We start from the raw sequence: 22311 nt of genomic DNA, 5'->3' as shown, positions 1-22311 counted from the left end.
TATCGCTATGCGGAGGCTTTTCTTGGCATCCGTTCAATTATAAGTAAAAGTAGTATTTATCTTAGGTTATCCATTATAACATGAGCTGGCACTCAATTAAACAGATGGAATGCATCTTATTAAACCAAACTACTTCGTAGGCGATAGACACTTACATTGTTTTACATTTCGTTCATACTAGATCCAAACAGCAACCTTCCTTATCGAAGTAATGCATCGGTTAATTGAATTAGGAAATTACTCTTTATGACAAAAAAAAGAACCTTCAATCCATAGATAGATCAAAGGTTCCTGTGTAAAAATCAAAATCAACTATAAACTAGCTCTTTTTTTTTACTTAGACCAAGCGTCTCTGCTGTTGAAGAATGAATTTCTTTCAGAAGCTCTGGATTTTCCATTAATGACTCGCCATAGGAAGGAATCATTTCTTTAATTTTTGGTTCCCACTCTTTCATACGTTGCGGGAAGCATTTATTAATTACCTCAAGCATAACGTGAACAGCAGTAGAAGCACCTGGAGAAGCACCTAGTAATGCTGCAATCGAGCCATCAGAGGCACTTACAACTTCCGTTCCAAATTGAAGCGTACCTTTGCCGCCTTCAGCAGTATCTTTGATTACTTGTACACGTTGGCCAGCTACTACTAAATCCCATTCCTCGGTCTTAGCGTTCGGGATAAACTCACGTAGCTCTTCCATGCGCTGTTCTTTCGATAACATGACTTGCTGGATCAGGTATTTTGTCAATGACATCTCTTTTGCGCCTGCCGCCAACATAGTCAAGACATTATTCGGTTTTACGGAAGTTATTAAATCTAACATTGAACCTGTTTTTAAGAACTTCGGTGAGAATCCGGCAAATGGTCCAAATAGCAACGATTTTTCATTATTGATATATCGTGTATCAAGATGCGGAACAGACATTGGTGGAGCACCAACTTTAGCTTTTCCGTATACTTTTGCATGATGTTGTGCAACGACGTCCGGATTATTACACACCATGAAAAACCCGCTTACTGGGAATCCGCCAATGTGTTTCCCTTCAGGAATACCGGATTTTTGCAGTAAGTGCAGGCTTCCGCCCCCGCCTCCAATAAAGACGAATTTAGCAGTATGGTGTTCTACGCTACCGTTATCGACATTACGCACTTTTAATTCCCATGAGCCATCACTAGTACGTTTAAGATTATCAACACTATGTTTGTATTTGATATCGACGTTTTTAGTCTTTAAGTGATCAAACATCATGCGTGTTAAAGCACCAAAGTTAACATCTGTACCAGAGTCTATTTTCGTGGCCGCAATAGGTTCATTCGATAGGCGGTCTTGCATGATAAGCGGTATCCATTCCATCAGTTTGGCTGGGTCATCGGAATACTCCATACCTTTGAATAGAGGATTGTTTGATAGCGCTTTAAAGCGGTTCTTTAAAAACTCTACATTTTTATCCCCTTGTACCATACTCATATGAGGCAATGGCATGATAAAGTCTTGCGGATTATTAATCAGCTTACTGTTTACAAGATAAGACCAAAACTGCATTGAAACTTGGAACTGTTCATTAATATTGATAGCTTTGCTAATATCTATAGATCCGTCAGATTTTTCGGATGTATAGTTAAGCTCACACAGTGCAGAATGTCCCGTACCCGCATTATTCCATTCGTTAGAGCTTTCTTCTCCTGCGTTTGCGAGCTTCTCGAACACTTTGATTTCCCATTCCGGTGCTATTTCTTTCAGTAATGATCCCAAAGTCGCGCTCATGACTCCGCCACCAATTAAGATAACGTCTGTTTTATTCTGTATGTTGCTCATTATAACCTTCCTTATCCGCTATATTTGCAAAAAAGATGTAGGCGCTCCTGCTTAGGTCTCACAAAAAGCCAGGCGCGACCTAGGAACACACCTTTTCTGTCTCATTATAACTATATCATAGTCTATTATAATTATTTATAGATTAAAGTATTCTACTATTACTTTTTGTTAAAATATAGTTTCTGTGAAAAAATGAACTTAAACTAATTTCCCCAATCGTAGTATAACAAATAAGTTGCTCCAGCAACCATCCTTATTGAAGTAAGAAACTGTTAGTGAAAATATATTAATATATCCGGAATCAGTAATGAAATAAACATAGATCGACAAAATCAAAGGTAAAGTAACCATTTCCCTAAATATGTGGTTTCAACACCAAAACCTCCATTTCAGTTCTTAAGGCTTGTCTAAATCTATTTTAGCCTATTTTCTAATTCTCCTGTATGGGAATTACTGGGAGTTTACCAGTTGTACAATCATTAAACTATCTGCCCCGTTAATTCTATAAGAAAAAGGCTGAGACAGCAACCTTCCTTATTAAAGTAAAGCGTCCATTACTTTAAGTACAAATCATCACAAACTCACAATTCAGTGAACCGGACTGCACCAATTACAATAAAAAAAACTGCCAAGATGACAGCTTCGGGTTTCTATAAAGAGTCCTTTGCGAAAAGGATCTGATCCAGCATCCATTTCACGTTTAAAGTTGGTCATAGGCAAATCCGCAGGAGCAACGGTTTATCCCAAATAACAGGTGATAAGATGCGGGAAATTCCTGATTGACTCGTTGAACTGCATTTGCAAATTCATTACCATCCTTTGGTACTGGCGAAAGTGCATCCGCTTTTTCTTGAGAATCAATATTAGCTCCAGGTGGTACGAACCTATCAGGTGGAATTCGAACGCCATTTGTTACTACTGCATTATAAGAAATAAATGCGCCTTTCCCTACAATTGCCGTATAAACAATGGAATTAAAACCAACAAATACCTTGTCTGCGATATAACAAGGACCATGAACAAGGGCACCATGAGTAATGGTCACTTCATTTCCAATGAATATTGAATACTTTTTTGTTCCAACTGAAATCCTTTTATTTAAAACCATGTAAAATTACTCCGTCCTGGATATTTGTATTAAAACCTATATAAAATGGGGTTCCTTCATCCGCACGTATACTTACATTAGGAGCTACATAAACATTGTTCCTAATGGTAACATCACCTATGACACTGGAAAACTGACTTACAAATGCTGTTTTATCAATTTTAGGAAAGCGCTGAACGGGATTAAATGAAGTAATTGGGTTGGGACTTATGAATGGTTCAAAATATTTAGAATGGTTATTAGAAGATGTTTTTTCTTCCAAGTAATCACCTCCTTTACTATCCATAGGCGTATGATTATTTTATGTGAGAAAATCAAGTGAGGAATGGGCTATTATTAAAACAGTAATAATATCAGGTATCAATCCCTTTCCCTGCAGCAGAACTGGAATTGTTCATTCACTGTTTATTGCATAAGAAAAAGAGCTGCTGTTCAGCTCCTGACAATAAAGTAAAGCACCTGTTCGTTACATAAGAAAAAAAAACTGCCAAATGGCAACCTGATCTTCAATCATTATATTTTTCCTGGTTTTTAAATCGATAAGTTCATTTAGTATTTACCTGCTTTTAATACTTATCAATCGTAGCGCCAATGACGGATGCGCGAATGAAATCTAGTTTTTGGAAACGTCTAAGCTCCTCTGCCGTACCTGTCACGACGGCCCCGTTAAAACGGACTTCCCCTTTTGAAGATTGGGTATTTTCCTTGATTCCCTTCAGAGCTTCTTTAATAGAGCTTTTATGACTGTCTGTTTTACTCAGTTGCTCCAACGTGTGAATGAACCCCTGCCCACTTTCCCCAGAATAAGGAACTTCTTGGCTGACATCAAATCCAAAGGCACCTCCACCGCCCTTAGTTTTTAAGCTATCAGAATCCAGCTCCTTTGTCATTCTGTCCATTTGAGCGACAGTTGTTGTATCGACCCATAGCCAATTTACATTTTCATAGCCAAGCTGCTTACCCATCTCTGCTAAAGTCATTGGCTCCTTAAAGGAAAGGGCAACCTCGATTAACGTATTTTTGTCCAAACCAACGGCAGTATCAAGTTCATCCGGTAAATAGTCATAGGACAAACCTGGATAATAAAAATCGATTTTTCTTTCATTATTGAAATCATTATAACGGACTGTCCGTTGCTCCTTTTCGTTAAAAACATTGACTTCAACCATTCCACTTCCACGTTCAATGGTGTCTATCCTTCCGAACAATGGGATTTTCTCGATCTTTTTATCCCATACTATTGAACGGTCACCAATGCTTTTACGATATGTAGTTTCTCTTGTTACACTAAATAAATTGTAATCATAGCTGCTATCCCCAAAAGATATATTTGCCCCATGGACCATCTCATATATACTATCCTGATGCTCTAGCCGTTTATTGAGAATGTATTGACTGCCTGTGAAAAGAGTGGTCAACAGGATGGTAGTTGTAAGTACAGCAATGATTACATACTTGAATGTTTGCCACCTTTTCGTTTTTTTGAGGGCCTTTTGCAAGGAAGGTTTGCTGATAAAATCGATTTCTTCCTCTTTTTTAGATTCGTGATTACCGCTCATGGTTTGCCTCCTTATAAATCTTCGCTAACTGTTTCCTGGCCCTGAATAAATTCGTCTTAATAGAACTGATAGGTTTCTCTAATAACTTGGATATCTCTTCGTACGATAATCCTGATTGATACTTCAATAACAAAAGTTCTTGAAAGTGCGGCTTTAACTTTGATAGTGCATACCCAACCTCTCTAATCCTCTCTTTTTCAAGAAAAATCACCTCTGGAAGCTCATTCATATCCGTCTCTAAAAGTCCTTCATTTAAATTGAGGTCATACCGCCGTTGCTTCCGGCACTGATCATAATGAAAATTTAATGATACACGTATCAGCCAACTCCTTATCCTAGAAGTCTGAATCGTATCGTAATAAAGCAGATACTTATAAGCCGTTTCCTGAACAACATCCTCTGCATCAGCTTGTGAAATACCCAATTTTCGCAAATATCTATATACGATATTAAGCTCTGAATTAAGCTCGTTATTCTTATTTATGTCATTCATCATCGTCCTCCTGCCAACTAGACGTATAAGGTAAAGAAAAGTTTACAATTTTAATCACACAAAATAGTTTTTTAGTAAATAGTTTCAAATTTTAGTAACAAGGAATCGTTATGCATCTTTGAAAACAACGTTTGATAAAATTAATACAAAAATACCTTGATAAATGAATAAATAGAAAGAGCATGTCCTGACTAAAAGATAAAGTCTAAACATACTCTTCACTATTCAATTGAATGATTCTTTTATAAGAAGGTTAATCTCACAATCTCCCTAGAAATATTAACATAAATATCCATTAAAAAAATCACCTCACCTCTAAGAACTAGAGGTGAGGTGATTTGAATTTAATCAAACTTTACATAATCCCCTTCTTTGATTTGATTCTTTTCAAACCATCCAAGATTCACTTCAATTGCATAACGATAAGAAAGTTCCGGATCATAGGTAGGACATATATCCACTTTACAAGGCTCCATATCAAGTATTTTTAGAATTTCCCCATCTGAATCAAGAAAAGCAATAGATAAAGGAATGAATGTGTTTTTCATCCAAAATCCACCATATATTTTTTCCGAATACACAAATAACATCCCCTCATTTTCGGGTAATTTTCTAACAAACATTAAGCCCTTTTCTCTTTTTCTATGAGTATCTGCAACGTGAACGGTTAATCTAGTTTCCCTGTTACCACTGAGTATTTTTATCATTTTTGTTTTTATTCTATTTTTCATGTTCACTCACCTTCGATTATTATTATAAGCAGGAAAGAAAATTGATGTCTTTTTAAAAGAAGTTCATGAGATTGTAATTTCCTTTTTTCGAAAAAACGTCTTTTCCCCTAATAATAAAAAGGAAGAAAGTTGGAGATAAAAACGAAAACAAGAAGAAAAAAATAACTAGGCAAGCTCCTTTTCACTTCTAATACTTATTCTATGGTTCTAAATTTAATACTTTGTTTTCAATAATCAAAGCAATAATATATAAAAAGATTTGTTCAATTATCCTGCCCCTTTATTCAGTAAGCAAAAAAGCAACCAATTCGGCAGCTCTGGATCTTGAACTCCTTAGTTGAAGTACATTCCTTCACAATTATACAAAACCAAAAATCATTCCTTCAAATGAGGAACTTTTCACTTTGCACAAACAATGAAACTATTTAATGAATGCCCATTGACCGTCTTGTAATGATGACTTCAAGTATAATTCACCCCACATTTATTGTGTATTGGTTCATCAATAAAGGCTGCTTCAGCAACCTCCCTTATTGAAGTAAAGCACCTGTTAGTTCATTTAGATACATAACTTTATATAATTAATAAATCACTTTAAACTATACAGAATTAATCAATTTATGTTATTTTTTTCTTTTTATAGAACTTTTTTAAAACATTAATGTTGATTTTTGCACAAATAAAGAAGACCTCTTATTGTGGTCTTCTTTTTTTTATTTTCTTGAATTAATGCACCTGTTAGTTCAACAAGAAAAGGATTTCATAGATTAGTTTAACCTGTTACCACGGTTATTTTTGGTTCTTCACAAGAAATAACATCAATCGTGTGATTTAAGCAGAGAAACTGATAATGAATGTAATTTTCAGAGGGACATATATCTTCTCGTTCATTCGTGGCTATTTTTATATAATCCAAGTACCTTGACTTGGTATATAACCGAAATAGCTCTCCCTTTGATATTTCAGAATTATCTATAGAATATGAAAAACATTCATCGATAACAGAATATCAAATATATGATTCAAATTCTAATTGCACCAAAGGTAAATCGATGTTGAACGTGCTTCTATTAATAAGCAATTGTAATGAATTTTCTTTGGATTCTATTATTTTTTCCAAATAACTATATCCTTTATCTTGCATCAATTCAGTCAAATCCACTTCATCATCACTCATTCCTTAATTTGACTATTTAAATTATACTTCATTTCCCAGACGTCTTCTTCAAATAACCTGACCCTTTAGTTCCTAAAGAAAAAACTGCCTTAAAGACAGCACTGATTTTATGCCAATGCACCTGGAAGTTCCTTAAGAAACATATTTATTTTATAGGAAGAAACCACACATCTTCTTCTCCATAGACATCTCCTGTGGGAAGAAAGCCAAAACGTTTATATAATTCACGAGCATTTTCGTTATCTTTAAATACGGTTAGACGAATTTCTTTACAAATGGTAAACCTATTTGCTATCCAATGAACCATCTCTGACAGTGCCGCCCTACCATATCCTTTACCCTGATAACTCTCATCAATTATGAATCCGTTAATCCAATACATATTCGTCGTATTTTCATCGTAAGCATGCATGATAAAACCGACCATTATCTCTTTGTCATATATGGCAAAGGGCAAATAAACAATGTTATCCCCGTCTGGTTTAATATAAACTTTGGCAAGTGAAACGGCTACTGGTGGTACAAAGTTACTTTGCTGTTTCTTAACTTTTAGTGCTAGTGCCTTTTCCCAATTTTCTCTCGTAACACATTTCAAATGTACTTTCATAAATTTCACCTCTAATCATAATCTGACATTACCTCTTTATTAAATTCACTACTGACAATGAAATTCCTTGTTGCACTAACCTGCCCCTTTAGTTGCAAAAGAAAAGGAGCTACTGATCAGCTCCTGATAATGAAGCAAAGCCCACCCTTTACTTTAAGTACACTCCTTCACAATCTTTGCTACATTAATATGCACGTTAGGAGTTAAGAGAGTATGCTATTCTATTGGCCTAACCTTATATCTCAAAACAGTTTTTAAATTTGCAGGTTCAACTTTTCTAAAATCCGAAAGATATATTTCTCTATGTTGTAATGAAGTTCTTTCAAGATTATTATTTTTTATGAATTCATTCATTAATTTAAAACTTTGAGGTTCATCATCATACGGGCCTACATGAAGTATCTGGACAGATAAACCATCTTGTAATGCACCGAATTTTACATCATTTAGAAATGGATGTGGTTTCTTTTTTTCTACATTTTCAAATGCTCTCTCTACTATTTCTTTTGTTACAAAATCTGGTTGTCTAATCATGATAGTATATAATAATTCATCTTTATTTAATGTATCTAATTTCTTTCCCTCTTCTGTTAAATCCCATATTCCTTCTAATGGATATACAGTATATTCAAAATATCCATCTGGAGTGTATCCTTGCTTCGACATCATTTTGACAGCATAAGCCAATGAATAAAGAACACCTATCTTTTCAGCGAAGTCGTGTTCATTTGGATTTCCTTTTCCCTTTATCATAAAAAAATTCTGTTCTGGAATTGTTACAAGTTCAGATTTTTGTTTTGGGATATATAAATTCTTCTCTTGTTTTCTCCATTCGTATTTCATTAGTTTTTGTTCCCTTCTATATATTTTTTTATTATGTTTGATTACTACTTCAACGTCCTTCTAAATAAACCTTCTTCTTCAACAAACCTGCCCTTGTTAGTTCAATAAAAAAGGCGATTCCTAATTAAAGAATCGCATCCTAAAAATAATTATCGAAGAGAGTTATTGATCTTTTTTTAATCCTTTAATTGTTATATGAATCAAATATAACAATAACAAACATCCAAATGGCCATATCCCATATTCTTCATTAGGAAGATATTTATCTAATAATCATTCAAAAATAAGATATCCTATTATGATGAAGATTAGACCTGTTGTGAAAAATATTTAAGATGTTTTGATTTTTAATTTTTATTGAAAATCCTTGTTCCACAAAAATGCCCCGATAGTTGCATAAAGAAAAAGCTGCCTTAGAGACAGCTTTGATCTTCGCTAATGCACCTGATTGTTTAATAAGACTTTGCACATGAGAGTCATCTTAATAACAACCAAAGCGAGATGATGCCCCTGTATATTTTACATAAGTCGGCTCATCTATTTATGACTATTTTCTTTTTTGGTTATTAAGAATGCAGGCACGCCCTACTGGACACCATTACATAACCGACCGATATTCTCGACTTCAACAACGACCTCATCCCCCGACTTGATCGGGCAGCTGCCAGATGGTGAACCCGTGGCCAAAATGTCACCTGGCTCCAGAGTCATTACCTGCGAAAGCCAGCTGATTAAATACGGAATGCTTAGAGACATTTCATTGGTATTACCGTCTTGGACAACGCGGCCGTTTAAAGTGGTCACAATCCGCAAATTGGTAGGATCTACCCCGGTAACGATGCACGGCCCTAAAGGTCCGAACGTATCAAATCCTTTGCCCCGAGTAAACTGTGGATCTTTTTTTGTAAGATCTCTTGCTGTGACATCATTAAATATCGTGCAACCAAACACATAATCAAGCGCATCTTCTTCTTTAATGTTCTTTCCACGCTTTCCAATGACCAGGGCCACTTCCCCTTCAAGCTCCACTTGATTGGTTAGCTCGTTTGGAGGAAGTATAATATTCTCCTTGTCTGAAATAAGCGAAGATAATGGCTTTAAAAATAGAAATGGTTCTACAAGGTTTGCCTCTCCCCCTGTTTCCTTCGCATGACCTGCATATGTCCAGCCGAAATTAACCACTTTAGAAGGTTTTACAGGTTCCAAAATTTTCACGTCACTATATTTCAGCTCTACCCCGTCATACTTTATTTCCTTGTTGACAAGTTCAGCAAAACTGCTAGACAGTTGTAATATTATCTCATCCTCAACAATACCGTAATGTATATTGCCCTGTTGATTTTGATAGCGAACTATTTTTTGTGTTTTTTGTAGTACATGCATGATGAATAAACTCCTTTGATGAATAAGATATGCTTACCTCAGATAATATAAAATCAGGCTCTCCTCTACTATAGTAACATGTCTGTTCTTTTACGTGAAAAAAGAGCTGCGTCGCAACTCCGTCTTCAACTTAAGCACTCTTTACTTTAAGTACATTTCTTCACAATCTATATCTATATTTAATTAACACTATAGAGTATGTCAAGAAGAAGCTTGTTCCAGTAACTCTTCACAGTTATTCCGTATTTGTTCTTTAATTTATAATTACGGTACAAATACCTGTTTCCTTATTCATTGATATAGCATCGACTTGATTATTAACTAAAATTATCATTTTCGCAAATGTATATTTTCAACCTTATGATCTGATCCTTTTTTTAAAACTAGATTGGCCCGTCCTTTTGTCGGAAGTATATTTTCATGTAAATTTTTCAAATTAATTTCTTCCCAAATTTGAGTCGCTAATTTAATGGTATCTTCTTTAGACAAATTAGTGTAACGATGAAAGTACGATTCGGGCCTTTGGAACGCTGTCTTTTGAAGTAGAAGAAACCTTTCAACATACCACCGTTCAATGTCGGGTACGTCTGCATCAACATAGAGTGAAAAATCAAAAAGGTCACTGACGAATACTTGATTTTCTTTGTCAACTTGAAGAACATTAACACCTTCCACTATTAAAATATCTGGATTACAGATGGTCTGGATTTCATTTGGCAAAATATCGTACGTCAAATGTGAGTAGATTGGAACTTCCACTTTATTTTTTCCTGCTTTTACATCTCCGATAACATTAATTAGTTTTTGAGTATCATAACTTTCAGGAAACCCTTTTCGTTTCATCAGTCCTTTTTCTTCTAAGAAATCATTTGAGTACAAAAAACCATCTGTAGTGACAAGACCTACGTTTCTATGATTATCCCATCTAGATAATAATGTCTGAAGTAACCTTGCTGTCGTACTCTTTCCTACAGCAACACTCCCTGCAATTCCAATGATATACGGTACTTTTTTTGCATTAGTTTTCAGAAAGGAAGATGTAGCCGTGTTAAGCTGCTGAGAAGCTTCGACATATAAATTAATTAAACGGGTCAAGGGCAAATAAACCTCTTCCACTTCCTGAATGGATATTTCTTCATTTATTCCTTTTAAGTTATCCAATTCTTCTTCAGTTAAAGGAAGAGGAGTATGGTTTCGTAAAGATGCCCACTTTTTTCGATTGAATTCAAAATAGGGAGTATAGGAACTCATGATTTTCATTACCTCACTTTTTAGAGTTTTAACAAGGAGGGTGTCCATAAAATTCAGGAATGATCGATGTTCCTAATCCCTTATTGACGTAATGCCCCTGTGACTTGAGGAAGAACTTGAAATATGCTCAAATGCATTCCTGTAAGTTTACTCATTCTTGTGTTTAATTTTTGAATGATAACCCATTTGTCTCCAAAGCAGCCCTTAGTTTTGGTAAAGAAGCTGGTCCCATACCATGAAATTTCAATATCTCTTTTTCACTATATTTTGTTAGTTGTTGTAAAGAGGTTACCCCATTGTGTTCCAATGCTCGTCTGGCTGGTGCCGAGAGTAATGAAAGAAATCCGTCTTCAGGTTTGCGTTCTTGCTCACAAACCGGGCAGGTCGGACAGTCGCTGGATTTATAGTATTTGTGTCCTTCGTCGCAAGTCCTTAAAGTTTTTTTTGAAATTGTCATTATTAATGTCTCCTTTTCTCTCAAGAAATTTCCCAGCCATACTTTCGTCAACCTGCTCCAATTTCCTTTTACCCTCGTCGGTTTAAGACCAAATTCTATTAAGAATAATTTCTATTGCACAATTCATTCGTCACGAATTGTATACTCTTTTTCATTTAGCTTATATATTAACAAACAATTCATTTTAATTAAACAGCTAACCTCTGCCACGACTTTTGCATAACCTTCATTATTAGATTGAGCACCAGTTAATGAAAATACCCTGTCCGGTGCTTAAAGATGTTTATATTAGTAAATTTTCGATAAAAAGAAGGGATAGTGGAACTTAATCCAATAGTTTAATTTTAATCCTTTTTTTCGTGGGACCTTTTTGTTGAATCTTCATAATGGAAAAGTCTTTAATTTCATTTGTGTTGTTAACATGGGTTCCGCCACATGCTTGCTCATCAATATCATTTATTTGAACGATTCGAATTTGGTTAAGAGAGGCTGGAAGTAAATTAATGACCGTTTTAATGAACCCATCTTTTTGCTCTGCTTCAGTCCTGCTAATTGTTTTCGCGTAAACATTATGGGGGTGTGCCAGTATCTTCTTTATCGATTGTTCTAATGAATCAAATGGTATTTCACCCATTATTTCAGGAGAAAAAGACAGCTCTAATCTCGCATGATCTTTTTCAATTTGACTGCTTGTAGCTAAAGCATTGTAATGTTGAAATAAATAACCTGAAATGACATGCAATAATGTGTGGTACTTCATATTCTGAAACCGCCAGGACCAGTCAATTTGCATCTCTACTGTTTGATTAATTTCCTGTAATGGACGTTCTAGTTCATGAATTATTTCACCATCTATTTTTTTTACTGTTACTATTTTATAGGTTTCATCACCTTGTTTAATAAACCCTCGGTCACAAGGCTGCCCACCGCCACCTGGATAAAAAATCGTTTGATTAAACACAACAAATCGATCATGTATGGAAACAATATTTGCCGAACATTCTTTTAGATAACTATTCTCTAAATATAACTCTATCGAGGCCATTTTTTTCTCCTTTAGTTGCTTTGATATCCTCTACCAGCATTTCAACATGTTCTTTTTTCGTAGCCCAACTAGTACAAAATCTCACAGCACTGTGTGTAGCATCGACTTTTTCCCAGAAGGAGAATGAATACTTTTTGCCTAATTCCAAAATTACATCTTCCGGTAAAATGGGAAACTGCTGATTCGATGTAGAATCATATCGTAATGAAAATCCATTTTCAACAAACGCTTCTCGAATCATGATTGACATTTCCACGGCATGATTAGAAATTTCATAGTATAAGCCATCTTCAAATAAGGTTTCAAACTGGATTCCCAAAAGTCTTCCTTTAGCCAGTAATCCTCCCTTTTGCTTGATGAAATATCGGAAATCCTTTTTCAGGGCATCATTCATGATGACTACCGCTTCACCAAACATTGCACCAATTTTCGTCCCTCCTATATAGAACACATCACAAAGCCTTGCAATATCCGCCAAGGTTAAATCGCTGTCTATTGAAGCCAAACCATACCCTAATCTAGCGCCATCCAATACCAATGGCAAACCACATTCGCGGCAAACTTTACTTAATGCTTCCAATTCGGCTTTACTATAAGTCGTTCCATTTTCTGAAGGGTTAGAAATATAAACCAAGCCTGGCTGTACCATATGCTCATGAGTAACATCATTCCAGTGAGCATCATATAATTCTTTCACCTGTTCAGCTTCAATTTTCCCATCATCACTCGGTAAAGTAAGTATTTTATGACCAGTGGCTTCAATAGCTCCTGTTTCATGTACTGCGATATGACCGGTAATTGCAGCCACTGCCCCTTGATGCGGCCGCAAAATTGAAGCGATGATAGTTGTATTCGTTTGTGTTCCTCCTACTAAAAAGTGTATATCGGCATTCGCAGCATCACACTCTTTTCGAATGTAAGCTCTCGCTTTTTCACAGTGTTCATCCACTCCATACCCGGGTGTTTGTTCTTCATTGGTTTCTATTAATCGTTTAAGAATTCGCTTATGAGCACCTTCTGTATAATCATTTTCAAAACGTATCATCCTATATCCTCCCCAAACTATCCAATTTCTTCTGAATGAACATCATAGAAGCATGGATTTCTTTTATATCATTTTGTGATAATCCTTGGAATAACCTCACTATTTGTTCATCGGATTTTTCATTAAGCTGGTTAAAAAGTGTCATCCCTTCAGGAGTCAACTGAATCAGGCTAGTTCTGTTATCCAAGGTCGAGTTTTCCTTCATAACAAGTCCATCTTTACTTAACTTGTTAATTATTCTGCTCATATAGCTGCGATCAATTTCCAGTTTATCAACTAAATTATTTGCTATACACTGCTCCATCAAACCGATTTCTAAAATTACCCGTGCCTCAGTGAAAGAATATCCGGTATCCAAAATATGCTTATCCAATACACCAAGTATATTCGTATAAAATCTATTGAATTGCCGTATATCAGCAATGGTATTTTTATTTATATTCATTGTAGACTTCCTTTTTAGTGGACTTTATCCACTAATACTTTAGTGTGATTAGTGGACTTTGTCAACTTTTTTTAAATAAACTTTGAAGGATCAATCGATACCACTAGTTTGGCCAATTTAAAAAATTCACTTTAGAGCTTGCAACACCTGCTGCAATCAAAAAAGGAGCTGCCGATAAGCAGCCCCAAACGAATTGAACTAACGCACTCTTACTTTAAGTACAATCTTTCATAAATGAAGAGAAGTTGCCAATATGACAGCTCCGTTCCGTTCTTTAATTCTTGCATCTGAGGGTTAAATAAAAATTGGGCTTATATGTGATTTTTCAATCTCTTTTCCATCAGTTCTGCCATTTGTTTCGAATTTGGATTCCTCATTTTGTAGCTTATCAATGATGTTAATATAATCCGTTTCAGTTCGGTTCTGACTTAATTTATATGCAGCCTGAATGTCTCCCACCTTAATCTTAAATCCAACTATGCCTTTCAGTTCACTTTCTAAGAGATGAGGAGAAAGTTTATCCCATAAAACAGGATTTTCACGATTTTCTTCATATTTTTCCAGCATTATTGTTAATTCTTCTATTAATTCATCTTTCCCTAAAATGCTTGCTTTACCATATACATGGACGGCTTGATAATTCCATGTTGGAACCTCTTCATGCCCATACCAAGAAGAAGAAATGTAAGCGTTTGATCCCTGAAACATTACAAGCACATCTTCACAGGTTTCAAATGTTCTCCACTGAGGATTTCCATAAGCCAAATGCCCAGTAATATAGTAATCATCACCTTTTTTATTTAACCCCAAAGGCAAATGAGTGGCAATCGGTTTCCCTTGTTCTGTTGTGACAATCGTGCCAAAAGAGTTTTTTTGAACAAAATCCCAAATTTCATCAACATTTTTGACCTTATAATATTTTGGAATATACATAATAATCCACCCTTCAAAAAAAGTTATGTGAGTGTTTTGGTCATTATAAGGTCCATTTGTTCTTCATCTCCCATATAAAAGGAGTGGGCTCCAGTTTGAACAAACCCCAGTTTCTTATAAAAAGCAATAGCATTTTCGTTTTTTTCCCATACACCTAACCAGATTTTCTTTTTATTACGGTCCATCGCGATTTCAATAGCTTTATTTAGCAGATATTTACCAAGCCCATGTTTTTGAAATTTTTTCTTTATATAAACCCTCTCGATTTCAAGTGATTCAGCACCCATTTCTTCAGACTGAGCATCATCGGTATTGACCTTTAAATATCCAGCGACTTCATTATTAAAATAAACAAAATAGAATTGCGAAGAAATATTGGATAATTCATTTTCTAATTGTTTTAAGTTAAATGCCCTTTCCAAATAGGCATTCATATTTTCGGGTGAATTCTGATGCTTAAATGTCTCATTAAATGTTTCATAACTAATTAGTTGAAGTTTGCGTGAATCTTCAAGGGTACATTTTTTTATATTTAAAGTCATTTAAATATGTCACTCCTTTATATAATCAATAATTTCTCTTGTTTCCCTTTTTTACAAATTCCCAGTCTTTTTCTATATTTTTTCTTACTCTTTGAAGAAGATTGAAAATGGTTTCGACTTCTCTTTCGGAAAATCCCTCTAATGCAACGATATTGGAATAATCATTTTCTCTTTTTATAAAAGGATAAACATTTTTCCCTTTCTCTGTTGGAGAGAGTTTTTTAATTTTTTTGTTATGTTTATCTTTTTTCTTTTCAATAAAGCCATTAATTTCAAGTTTTTTTATTGCACGAGCTGCTGTTGTTCGATCTACTTTTATCATCTCAGCTAACTTTTCTTGAATGATTCCCGGGTTTTCACATATTCGCACAAGGTACAAATACTGCCCTTTTGTAAGGTCATGCTCTTTAAATTCTATATTACCTATAGAATCTAATGCCCTTGCAATCATTCCTATTTCACGAAGAATTTCCTTCATAATTAACTCCTTAGTACGTTTTTTGTTGCAAATGCAATAAAAAAGGCATATATTAAATTTAACTTAACTTTGTTGCGTTTGCAACAAAAAAATAATGATAAAGGGGTCGAGTAAAGTGAAGTATGTTTTTTATGTATTAGGAATTTTAATATTAACGCTTGGTATTTCTTTCACTATACAATCAGACCTTGGAACTTCCCCTTTTGATGCACTTTTAGTAGGACTGTCCATAAATGTGGGGCTTACTGTGGGTAGTTGGGAAATAATAATAGCATTAATATTGATATGTAGTAATTCATTTTTAAAAAGACAAAGACCAGAAGTTTTGGGGTTGTTAACAGCATTTATAACAGGTATTAGTATTGATACGTGGCTTTTTTTATTGCACAATTTGATAACACCTGAACTATGGTACAGCAAAGTTGTTTGTTTTGGAATCGGCTTAGTTCTTGTAGGATTAGGAACTGCAACATATTTACACACAAATTTTGCACCGATTCCAGTTGACCGGTTAACTTTAATCATCCAAGAATTAACTAGAACAAATATATTTTTTTCGAGAACATTCATTTACCTCGTATTCTTGATAATGGCAATGATTTTAAATGGACCAATTGGCATTGGAACTTTATTAACCGTTTGTTTAGGGGGGCTTATACTTAATTACTTTATGTCATTTACTGAAAAAGTATTAGACCGGATATTAACACACTCTAGTACATCACCAAATTATGATAAAAATAAAAAGCATTCAATATAGAATGCTTTTTATTTTTATTGTTCAACTATCCTGCCCCATTTTAGCACCATAGAAAAAGAGCTGCCGCAGCAACTCTCTTGATGTAAGGACCCGTTACTTAAAAAGCGCTTTGTTTCTTACTTTTTCGGTCAATTGTCTTAATTTTTTTAATGAAATAATAATGTTTGTAGAGGGCGAGCACTACCAATAAGATTTTCACTAATAGGATGTCCACATAAAATACAGAAATTACGATGAAGAAGTCGGCAATTAAATTGATTCTGATTTTCTCTTTTCGAGTCATACCTTTTTTTTGCAGGAATGCTTCAACGTATTTTTCATATAATGAGGTGCTTTTGAACCAGTTTTCAATCGACTTGGAACTTTTAGCAAAACAAAAAGCAGCAAATAAGTAAAACGGACCGCCCGGCAGAACTGGTAACACAGTTCCTGCAATACCAATCACAAGAGATATGGATCCAAGAAGAAAAAATAGGATACTTTTTACCTTTTTAATTGTAATCACCTTTTTATTTATATTCTATTCCCTTATAACGTAAAGAGGAAGTCTAATTGATTCAACATCATTGATTAGTAACTTCCCTTTTTCTTCTTGAACTAACCTGCCCCGTTAGTGCCATAAGAAAAAGGCTGCCTCAGCAACCTTCTTAAATGAAGTAAGCACCCGTTAGTGGAATACCAAAAACTACCTAACATATTGAAGAATTAACTGATATAATGCTATGCAAAGTCCTAAAATACACGCTTTCATTTTAGATGGATGGTTTCTTTTACTGCGAAACAAGTAAAAGAAAACTAATATAAAACCCAACGGAATCCATAGCTGAAAGACACCTTCTTTTGTACTGCGAGAAAAAATTGGAGTAATGTAAGTGCTTATCAGAAAGTAAAAGAAAATCGTAAATCGTCGTGTTTCTAATTGCTTGCTCCACCTTACTAAAAAGAAAATAATAATTATTGCGATAATCGTAATGTGTAAAGAGGGTAGCACAATAGCACCATCCCCGAATTTGAATTCCAATCTGAACTGCCCTCCTTTTTTTATAGTGCACCACCATTTATAGGAAAATTTGGAATGTTTTTATTTGAAGTCATATCTTCCTCCGTAGATATCATTTAACCATATTCCTTATTCCACTAACCTGCCCCTTTAGTGCCATAAGAAAAAGCTGCCTTAAAGACAGCTCTGATCAATAACTATTAGACTACTTAATCTTGTTCATCAAGTTCAATAAAATAATGATCCTTACGATATGACACTGCCTCCATGGTTGCTATCAGGTTTTGCTCATGCAAAACGTCTATTCGATAAAATCCTGTCCGATAGTTTCGTTTAACTTCCGTTGCACGGGCTACTATCTTATCTCCGGGTTTAGCTGATTCAATAAACTGGATTGTTGTCGAGAGTCCTAAGGATGTTTTTCCATATGCATTACAGGCTACCGAAAAAGCATGATCTGCTAAAGCATAAATAACTGCCCCGTGTACAGTTCCATATGCATTTACCATATGGCTTTGCACTTCTAATGTTGCTTCTGCAGAACCTGCCTCGAATTTTGTTAACTGAATGCCTAAAGACTGAGCATACGGATCGTTTTTTACTTGCTCATGAATTTGTTCATAGTGTTTTTCATAAATTTGATACTCATCAATTTTCTTTTTCACTATTACCTGCCCCTTTGATTGAATATTTTACTCCCCCACCATTGAAATAAGAAATGGAAATACGAGATGGAACAAGTCAGTACCAATATAATTTTCAAAAAACCAATTGAACCAACATCATGTAGACAATCGTTCCCCCTGCTATGGAAAGGAGCATCATTTTCTTCCAAAAGTGAAGCAGGGCAACTATAGCCACCGCAATAAATTCAGGGATGCCGTGACTTCCGGATTGTATGCTCACATCCTTTAAACAATAAATGACCAAAAGCCCAATTACCGCGGATGGCAGTATTTTACCGAGATACTGAACATACTTCGGTGTGGGTTTACCGGATGGGAAAACGATGAATGGAAGAAACCTTGTAAGCATTGTGCCTAAAACAACCATCGCAATTGTAATGATTTGCTGTGTTAAATCCATTGTCATATGGCCTTGACCTCAACTTTCTCTAATGGCTTTCTAAGTAAGGTGAGTACCCCTAAAATTGCAAACATAGCAGGGATGATGAAATTGTTTCCACCAAAAATAATAAGGCAGACAGCTGACAGCCCAAGCCCTGCGAGAGCACTATGATGGTTTTTCTCTTTCATCCATTGTTCAATGAAAATGACAACAAAGAGAGCCGTCATAACAAAATCGAGTCCTTCTGTGTTGAACTTAACAAGTGATCCAAAGATGCCACCTATCGCTGCTCCTATGACCCAATAGACATGATTAAGCAGTGTTACAAATGTCATAAACCAGCCCTTGTCTACATTCTGCGGAACATCAACCGTACAATTGATGGAAAAAGACTCATCGCAAAGCCCATAAATCAGATACAGCTTTTTCTTCCCGGTCCCTCTATACTTATCAAGCATGGAAATGCCATAAAACAAATGTCGTGCATTCACCATTAAAGTTAGAAAAAGGGCGTTAATCGGATTGAATGCGACAAGCAATAAATTGGCTGCAATAAACTCCATTGATCCTGCAAATATTGTTAGACTCATCAAGATTGGGTAAATCGCACTGAAACCTAATGAATTCATATAGATTCCATAAGCTATTCCCAAAAATAGAAACCCTGCAAAAATGGGGACTGTATATGGAAAAGCCGAACGAAATGCCATCCATATTTGTTTTCTTTTTTTCATATGATCCACATCCTGAACTACTGATTTGATACTAAATTTACCATACAAAATCCATACAAAAAATAAGATAATTGTATGGATTACAATTATCTTCAAATTAATAAAAGCCCCTATTTTGATGAAATGGAGGCTTTATTTGTTCTACTTCTTTTTTATGCAATATGGACTCTTCTAGATTCACATATTTCAAACCATACATTTTATCATTATAATTCCGTACAATAATGATATTATTGTATGGAATACGATAGTAGAGGTGCAGTATGCCAGTAAATTCATTTGACAATTATCCAATGTCTTGGAAACCTGATAAGAAAGCATTAAAGCGTCCTTTTTATAAATCTCTTGCATCATTACTTGAACAAGATATAACAAATGGTTTTTTAGCACCTGGAACAAAGTTACCTCCGCAACGAGAATTGGCAGATTTTCTTGACTTAAACTTTACCACTATTACCCGTGCCTATAAAGTCTGCGAGGTAAAAGGGCTGATTTATGCAGTCACCGGAAGTGGAACCTTTGTCGCTCCTAACGCTGCTCGTTCAATTACCATTTCCAATGATAAAATCACAAACATTATTGATTTTGGTTTAGTAGCCTCTTTTGAGCAAACGAATGGTATTGTAACAGAGGTTATCCAAAAGGTTGTGGATAAAAAATATTTGGAGCAGCTACTGAATTACAATGATCCGACCGGTATTCCACATCAAAAGACTGCAGGGCTAAACTGGATGAAATCTTTCGGTATTCAAGTAGACCAAGAACATATAGCGATTGTTTCCGGCGCACAAAATGCGTTGGCAATTGCTTTGACTGCGTTGTTTGAGCCTGGTAATCGCATTGCAACCGACTTATACACTTATTCAAACTTTATCGAGTTGGCAAAGATGTTACATATTCAGTTAGTACCCATTCCCGGAGACCAGTTTGGGATGCTGGCAGACGAACTTGAAAAGCAGTGTTGCCAAACAAATATTCACGGCGTTTTTCTGATGCCCTCTTGTAACAATCCAACCACAGTCATGATTTCAGATTTTAGAAAGCAAGAATTAGCTGCGGTCATCCGTAAGCATCGTTTAATTTTGATTGAGGATGATATTCACGCATTTTTGTCGGCTGGTATTATCTCCGATTACCAGCAGCCGATGTTCCATTTGCTTCCGGAACAAAGCGTTTATATTTGTGGCACCTCTAAGTCAATATGTTCTGGATTAAGAGTTGCCTATATGGTCTATGGGGATGCCTTACGCGAGAAAATTTTGCAGGCCATTTTTAACATCAATGTAAAAACCTCTTCTTTTGATGCTGAGGTTATCACAGAGCTTATCCTATCAGGAAAGGCTCATGAAATTGTTTCTCAAAAGAAACAGCTTGCACAAACTGCAAATGATATTTTTTCAGAGTATTTTCCTATAAGAAAGAATGTTGGACATCCTCATAGTTTTTATCGTTGGCTTCCTATTCAAGGGCCTAACGATGCGTTACAGCTGGAAACGGATTTGAAAAGGCACGGCATTCGGGTTTTTCATTCTGATCGTTTTCTAAGCGGGCAGACCACGCCCGATCAGTACTTGCGTATTGCACTTTCTTCTACAAACTCATTTGATGAGTTAAAAATAGGATTAGAAATATTAAAACAGTATCTCGACTGATTCAAAAATTCAATAAATCTTGTAAACCAGTGCATCAGTTTATAGCCGACACCAATATCCTGAAGGTGTCGGCTCTTCAATTATAAAAAATTGTCCTGAACTTAATAATCCTTTTTAAGATGATTTTATGAACCATTCTGCCCCGTTAGCTCCATAAGAAAGCAACCTTCCTTTTTAAAGCTTAATGAAGGAAGAAAATTAATTGTAACAACGTATTATTCATCAACCTTTTTTGTCTTAGTATCAATTAAAATCCCATAAGAATCTTCAAATAACGGACCTATAACTGGTTGTCTTAATAAATATATGTTTTTGAAATTTTCCTCTAATAGATATGAGGGCAATAAATGGTCATATTTAATTACTCTTAATCATAAGGAACAAGGAGAACTTTTATTAAGGGGTGGTCTTTATGCGGATAAATTACAGAAGATGGACAGAGTATCCTTATACAGGGGAGAGTATCCCACCTAAAGGTTCTCCAGAGGCAGGATTTTGGCCGATGTTTTTTATTTCAAGGGGAAGAGATAATGTTTTCCTAGACCCTTTTCATCAACGTATTAATTGGAGAATTAAAAATCCTGAAGGTATTGATTGGGAAACTGAGTTATTGATTGTAGAGCAGACATTAAATTCATTGACTCCTCAGAAAATACAAATCGCCCAATATTGGGGAACAGGTGAATTAACCGAGAAAATCAACACCATACTTTTCAGTTTAGCTGGAAAGTATAAGCTGGGATCACCGAATGTTGCCAGGGTGCTAGGATATTTAAACGCTGCTTTAAATGATACATTTGTTATAACCTGGTTTTTTAAATATCATTGGGATGTTGCGCGTCCAAATCAATATGACAGAAATCTTACTACTGTGTTGATTACCCCTCGTTTTCCAGCTTATCCTTCTGCACATGCTACTGTGGCGGGATCTGCAGAGGTAATATTATGTTATATTTTCCCTCGAGAGTCATCCGAAATAAAAAAAGTAATGGAAGAAAGTGCTCAATCCCGTTTGTACGCTGGCGTACATTTTAACGTAGATAACAATGAAGGCTTAAGTTTAGGCAGACAAATTGGAGAGGTAGTTGTAAGTTTATTAAGGACACAAAATCTAAACACGCTTCAATAATATTTAAATGGTTCAGGTAAAGCTAACCTGAACCATTTAACGACAACTTCGAACTTA

At 35.4% G+C, this 22311-nt stretch carries 22 protein-coding genes and 2 pseudogenes; 3 read left to right on the top strand and 21 right to left on the bottom strand.

The window, feature by feature from the left end; all coding sequences use genetic code 11:
- Positions 1-308: 308 nt before the first annotated feature.
- The 17 genes and pseudogenes from ACDZ29_RS13810 to ACDZ29_RS13730 all read right to left on the bottom strand — a co-directional run bounded on the left by ACDZ29_RS13810 (position 309) and on the right by ACDZ29_RS13730 (position 15911).
- Positions 309-1814 carry a malate:quinone oxidoreductase gene (locus tag ACDZ29_RS13810; RefSeq protein WP_289323654.1) on the bottom strand — a complete coding sequence of 502 codons (1506 nt, stop codon included), beginning with the start codon at positions 1812-1814 and terminating at the stop codon, positions 309-311.
- A 700-nt stretch (positions 1815-2514) separates the two neighbouring features.
- A pseudogene (locus tag ACDZ29_RS13805) lies at positions 2515-3208 on the bottom strand (carbonate dehydratase).
- A gap of 280 nt (positions 3209-3488) precedes the next feature.
- Entirely contained in the window at positions 3489-4481 is a 993-nt protein-coding gene (locus ACDZ29_RS13800) for an anti sigma factor C-terminal domain-containing protein (protein WP_375091041.1), read from the bottom strand.
- Positions 4471-4974, bottom strand: a complete 504-nt coding sequence (locus ACDZ29_RS13795; protein ID WP_289323652.1) for an RNA polymerase sigma factor — start codon at positions 4972-4974, stop codon at positions 4471-4473. The genes ACDZ29_RS13800 and ACDZ29_RS13795 overlap by 11 nt, the downstream gene beginning before the upstream one ends.
- Before the next feature lie 344 nt (positions 4975-5318).
- Entirely contained in the window at positions 5319-5705 is a 387-nt protein-coding gene (locus ACDZ29_RS13790) for a DUF192 domain-containing protein (protein ID WP_375091040.1), read from the bottom strand.
- A 1009-nt stretch (positions 5706-6714) separates the two neighbouring features.
- Positions 6715-6882, bottom strand: a complete 168-nt coding sequence (locus ACDZ29_RS13785) for a hypothetical protein (protein ID WP_289323648.1) — start codon at positions 6880-6882, stop codon at positions 6715-6717.
- A 145-nt stretch (positions 6883-7027) separates the two neighbouring features.
- Positions 7028-7489, bottom strand: a complete 462-nt coding sequence (locus tag ACDZ29_RS13780; RefSeq protein WP_289323647.1) for a GNAT family N-acetyltransferase — start codon at positions 7487-7489, stop codon at positions 7028-7030.
- Positions 7490-7705: 216 nt separating this feature from the next.
- Positions 7706-8332 (bottom strand): GyrI-like domain-containing protein, encoded by a 627-nt coding sequence (locus ACDZ29_RS13775; protein ID WP_375091039.1) that lies wholly within the window; start codon positions 8330-8332, stop codon positions 7706-7708.
- 585 nt (positions 8333-8917) lie between these two features.
- Positions 8918-9715 carry a fumarylacetoacetate hydrolase family protein gene (locus ACDZ29_RS13770; protein ID WP_289323645.1) on the bottom strand — a complete coding sequence of 266 codons (798 nt, stop codon included), beginning with the start codon at positions 9713-9715 and terminating at the stop codon, positions 8918-8920.
- A 330-nt stretch (positions 9716-10045) separates the two neighbouring features.
- Entirely contained in the window at positions 10046-10966 is a 921-nt protein-coding gene (gene coaA, locus ACDZ29_RS13765; protein WP_289333527.1) for a type I pantothenate kinase, read from the bottom strand.
- 163 nt (positions 10967-11129) lie between these two features.
- Entirely contained in the window at positions 11130-11423 is a 294-nt protein-coding gene (locus ACDZ29_RS13760) for an RNA polymerase alpha subunit C-terminal domain-containing protein (protein ID WP_289318047.1), read from the bottom strand.
- 325 nt (positions 11424-11748) lie between these two features.
- Positions 11749-12468 carry an alanyl-tRNA editing protein gene (locus ACDZ29_RS13755; protein ID WP_375091038.1) on the bottom strand — a complete coding sequence of 240 codons (720 nt, stop codon included), beginning with the start codon at positions 12466-12468 and terminating at the stop codon, positions 11749-11751.
- A complete protein-coding gene (locus ACDZ29_RS13750) occupies positions 12437-13513 on the bottom strand; it encodes a threonine aldolase family protein (RefSeq protein ID WP_375091037.1) in 1077 nt (358 codons plus the stop codon). The genes ACDZ29_RS13755 and ACDZ29_RS13750 overlap by 32 nt, the downstream gene beginning before the upstream one ends.
- 1 nt (position 13514) lies before the next feature.
- On the bottom strand, positions 13515-13958 hold the full coding sequence (locus tag ACDZ29_RS13745; RefSeq protein WP_289323640.1) for a MarR family winged helix-turn-helix transcriptional regulator: 444 nt from the start codon (positions 13956-13958) through the stop codon (positions 13515-13517).
- Positions 13959-14269: 311 nt separating this feature from the next.
- A pseudogene (locus ACDZ29_RS13740) lies at positions 14270-14891 on the bottom strand (FMN-binding negative transcriptional regulator).
- A gap of 23 nt (positions 14892-14914) precedes the next feature.
- The gene (locus ACDZ29_RS13735; RefSeq protein WP_289323638.1) at positions 14915-15433 is read right to left on the bottom strand and encodes a GNAT family N-acetyltransferase; all 519 of its coding nucleotides are present in this window, start codon (positions 15431-15433) and stop codon (positions 14915-14917) included.
- A gap of 25 nt (positions 15434-15458) precedes the next feature.
- The gene (locus ACDZ29_RS13730; RefSeq protein ID WP_375091036.1) at positions 15459-15911 is read right to left on the bottom strand and encodes a MarR family winged helix-turn-helix transcriptional regulator; all 453 of its coding nucleotides are present in this window, start codon (positions 15909-15911) and stop codon (positions 15459-15461) included.
- A 115-nt stretch (positions 15912-16026) separates the two neighbouring features.
- Between ACDZ29_RS13730 and ACDZ29_RS13725 the strand changes: the two genes are divergently transcribed.
- The gene (locus ACDZ29_RS13725) at positions 16027-16671 is read left to right on the top strand and encodes a YitT family protein (protein ID WP_375091035.1); all 645 of its coding nucleotides are present in this window, start codon (positions 16027-16029) and stop codon (positions 16669-16671) included.
- Between the two features lie 97 nt (positions 16672-16768).
- Here ACDZ29_RS13725 and ACDZ29_RS13720 read toward each other — a convergent pair whose 3' ends face one another.
- From ACDZ29_RS13720 to azlC, 4 genes are all read right to left on the bottom strand, one after another.
- The gene (locus tag ACDZ29_RS13720; RefSeq protein WP_289323634.1) at positions 16769-17176 is read right to left on the bottom strand and encodes a YbaN family protein; all 408 of its coding nucleotides are present in this window, start codon (positions 17174-17176) and stop codon (positions 16769-16771) included.
- A 704-nt stretch (positions 17177-17880) separates the two neighbouring features.
- Positions 17881-18336, bottom strand: a complete 456-nt coding sequence (locus ACDZ29_RS13715; protein ID WP_289323632.1) for a PaaI family thioesterase — start codon at positions 18334-18336, stop codon at positions 17881-17883.
- A gap of 94 nt (positions 18337-18430) precedes the next feature.
- Positions 18431-18763: a branched-chain amino acid transporter permease gene (locus tag ACDZ29_RS13710; protein ID WP_289323631.1), complete on the bottom strand. Its 333-nt coding sequence runs from the start codon at positions 18761-18763 to the stop codon at positions 18431-18433.
- Entirely contained in the window at positions 18760-19473 is a 714-nt protein-coding gene (gene azlC, locus ACDZ29_RS13705; RefSeq protein ID WP_289323630.1) for an azaleucine resistance protein AzlC, read from the bottom strand. Before azlC ends, ACDZ29_RS13710 begins: the two co-directional genes overlap by 4 nt.
- 263 nt (positions 19474-19736) lie before the next feature.
- On the opposite strand from azlC, the gene ACDZ29_RS13700 reads away from it, so the two are divergent.
- Both ACDZ29_RS13700 and ACDZ29_RS13695 read left to right on the top strand, forming a co-directional pair.
- Positions 19737-21125 carry a PLP-dependent aminotransferase family protein gene (locus tag ACDZ29_RS13700; RefSeq protein WP_289323629.1) on the top strand — a complete coding sequence of 463 codons (1389 nt, stop codon included), beginning with the start codon at positions 19737-19739 and terminating at the stop codon, positions 21123-21125.
- A 412-nt stretch (positions 21126-21537) separates the two neighbouring features.
- Positions 21538-22254: a vanadium-dependent haloperoxidase gene (locus ACDZ29_RS13695; RefSeq protein ID WP_289323628.1), complete on the top strand. Its 717-nt coding sequence runs from the start codon at positions 21538-21540 to the stop codon at positions 22252-22254.
- Positions 22255-22311 lie beyond the last annotated feature (57 nt).

Origin of the sequence: Peribacillus sp. RS7 (assembly GCF_041956845.1) — a bacterium.
Classification (GTDB): Bacteria; Bacillota; Bacilli; order Bacillales; family DSM-1321; genus Peribacillus.
Note: the sequence above shows the minus strand (reverse complement) of the source record. Positions and strands in the feature narration are given on the sequence as shown.

Coding starts and splice junctions, on each gene's coding strand:
- ACDZ29_RS13735 (WP_289323638.1), bottom strand. CDS start 15,433: ATGACTTTAAATATAAAAAAATGTACCCTTGAAGATTCACGCAAACTT.
- ACDZ29_RS13760 (WP_289318047.1), bottom strand. CDS start 11,423: ATGACAATTTCAAAAAAAACTTTAAGGACTTGCGACGAAGGACACAAA.
- azlC (WP_289323630.1), bottom strand. CDS start 19,473: ATGAAAAAAAGAAAACAAATATGGATGGCATTTCGTTCGGCTTTTCCA.
- ACDZ29_RS13785 (WP_289323648.1), bottom strand. CDS start 6,882: ATGAGTGATGATGAAGTGGATTTGACTGAATTGATGCAAGATAAAGGA.
- ACDZ29_RS13755 (WP_375091038.1), bottom strand. CDS start 12,468: ATGGCCTCGATAGAGTTATATTTAGAGAATAGTTATCTAAAAGAATGT.
- ACDZ29_RS13800 (WP_375091041.1), bottom strand. CDS start 4,481: ATGAGCGGTAATCACGAATCTAAAAAAGAGGAAGAAATCGATTTTATC.
- ACDZ29_RS13750 (WP_375091037.1), bottom strand. CDS start 13,513: ATGATACGTTTTGAAAATGATTATACAGAAGGTGCTCATAAGCGAATT.
- ACDZ29_RS13790 (WP_375091040.1), bottom strand. CDS start 5,705: ATGAAAAATAGAATAAAAACAAAAATGATAAAAATACTCAGTGGTAAC.
- ACDZ29_RS13775 (WP_375091039.1), bottom strand. CDS start 8,332: ATGAAATACGAATGGAGAAAACAAGAGAAGAATTTATATATCCCAAAA.
- ACDZ29_RS13810 (WP_289323654.1), bottom strand. CDS start 1,814: ATGAGCAACATACAGAATAAAACAGACGTTATCTTAATTGGTGGCGGA.
- ACDZ29_RS13780 (WP_289323647.1), bottom strand. CDS start 7,489: ATGAAAGTACATTTGAAATGTGTTACGAGAGAAAATTGGGAAAAGGCA.
- ACDZ29_RS13730 (WP_375091036.1), bottom strand. CDS start 15,911: ATGAAGGAAATTCTTCGTGAAATAGGAATGATTGCAAGGGCATTAGAT.
- ACDZ29_RS13700 (WP_289323629.1), top strand. CDS start 19,737: ATGCCAGTAAATTCATTTGACAATTATCCAATGTCTTGGAAACCTGAT.
- ACDZ29_RS13745 (WP_289323640.1), bottom strand. CDS start 13,958: ATGAATATAAATAAAAATACCATTGCTGATATACGGCAATTCAATAGA.
- ACDZ29_RS13695 (WP_289323628.1), top strand. CDS start 21,538: ATGCGGATAAATTACAGAAGATGGACAGAGTATCCTTATACAGGGGAG.
- ACDZ29_RS13795 (WP_289323652.1), bottom strand. CDS start 4,974: ATGAATGACATAAATAAGAATAACGAGCTTAATTCAGAGCTTAATATC.
- coaA (WP_289333527.1), bottom strand. CDS start 10,966: ATGAGTTCCTATACTCCCTATTTTGAATTCAATCGAAAAAAGTGGGCA.
- ACDZ29_RS13710 (WP_289323631.1), bottom strand. CDS start 18,763: ATGACAATGGATTTAACACAGCAAATCATTACAATTGCGATGGTTGTT.
- ACDZ29_RS13770 (WP_289323645.1), bottom strand. CDS start 9,715: ATGCATGTACTACAAAAAACACAAAAAATAGTTCGCTATCAAAATCAA.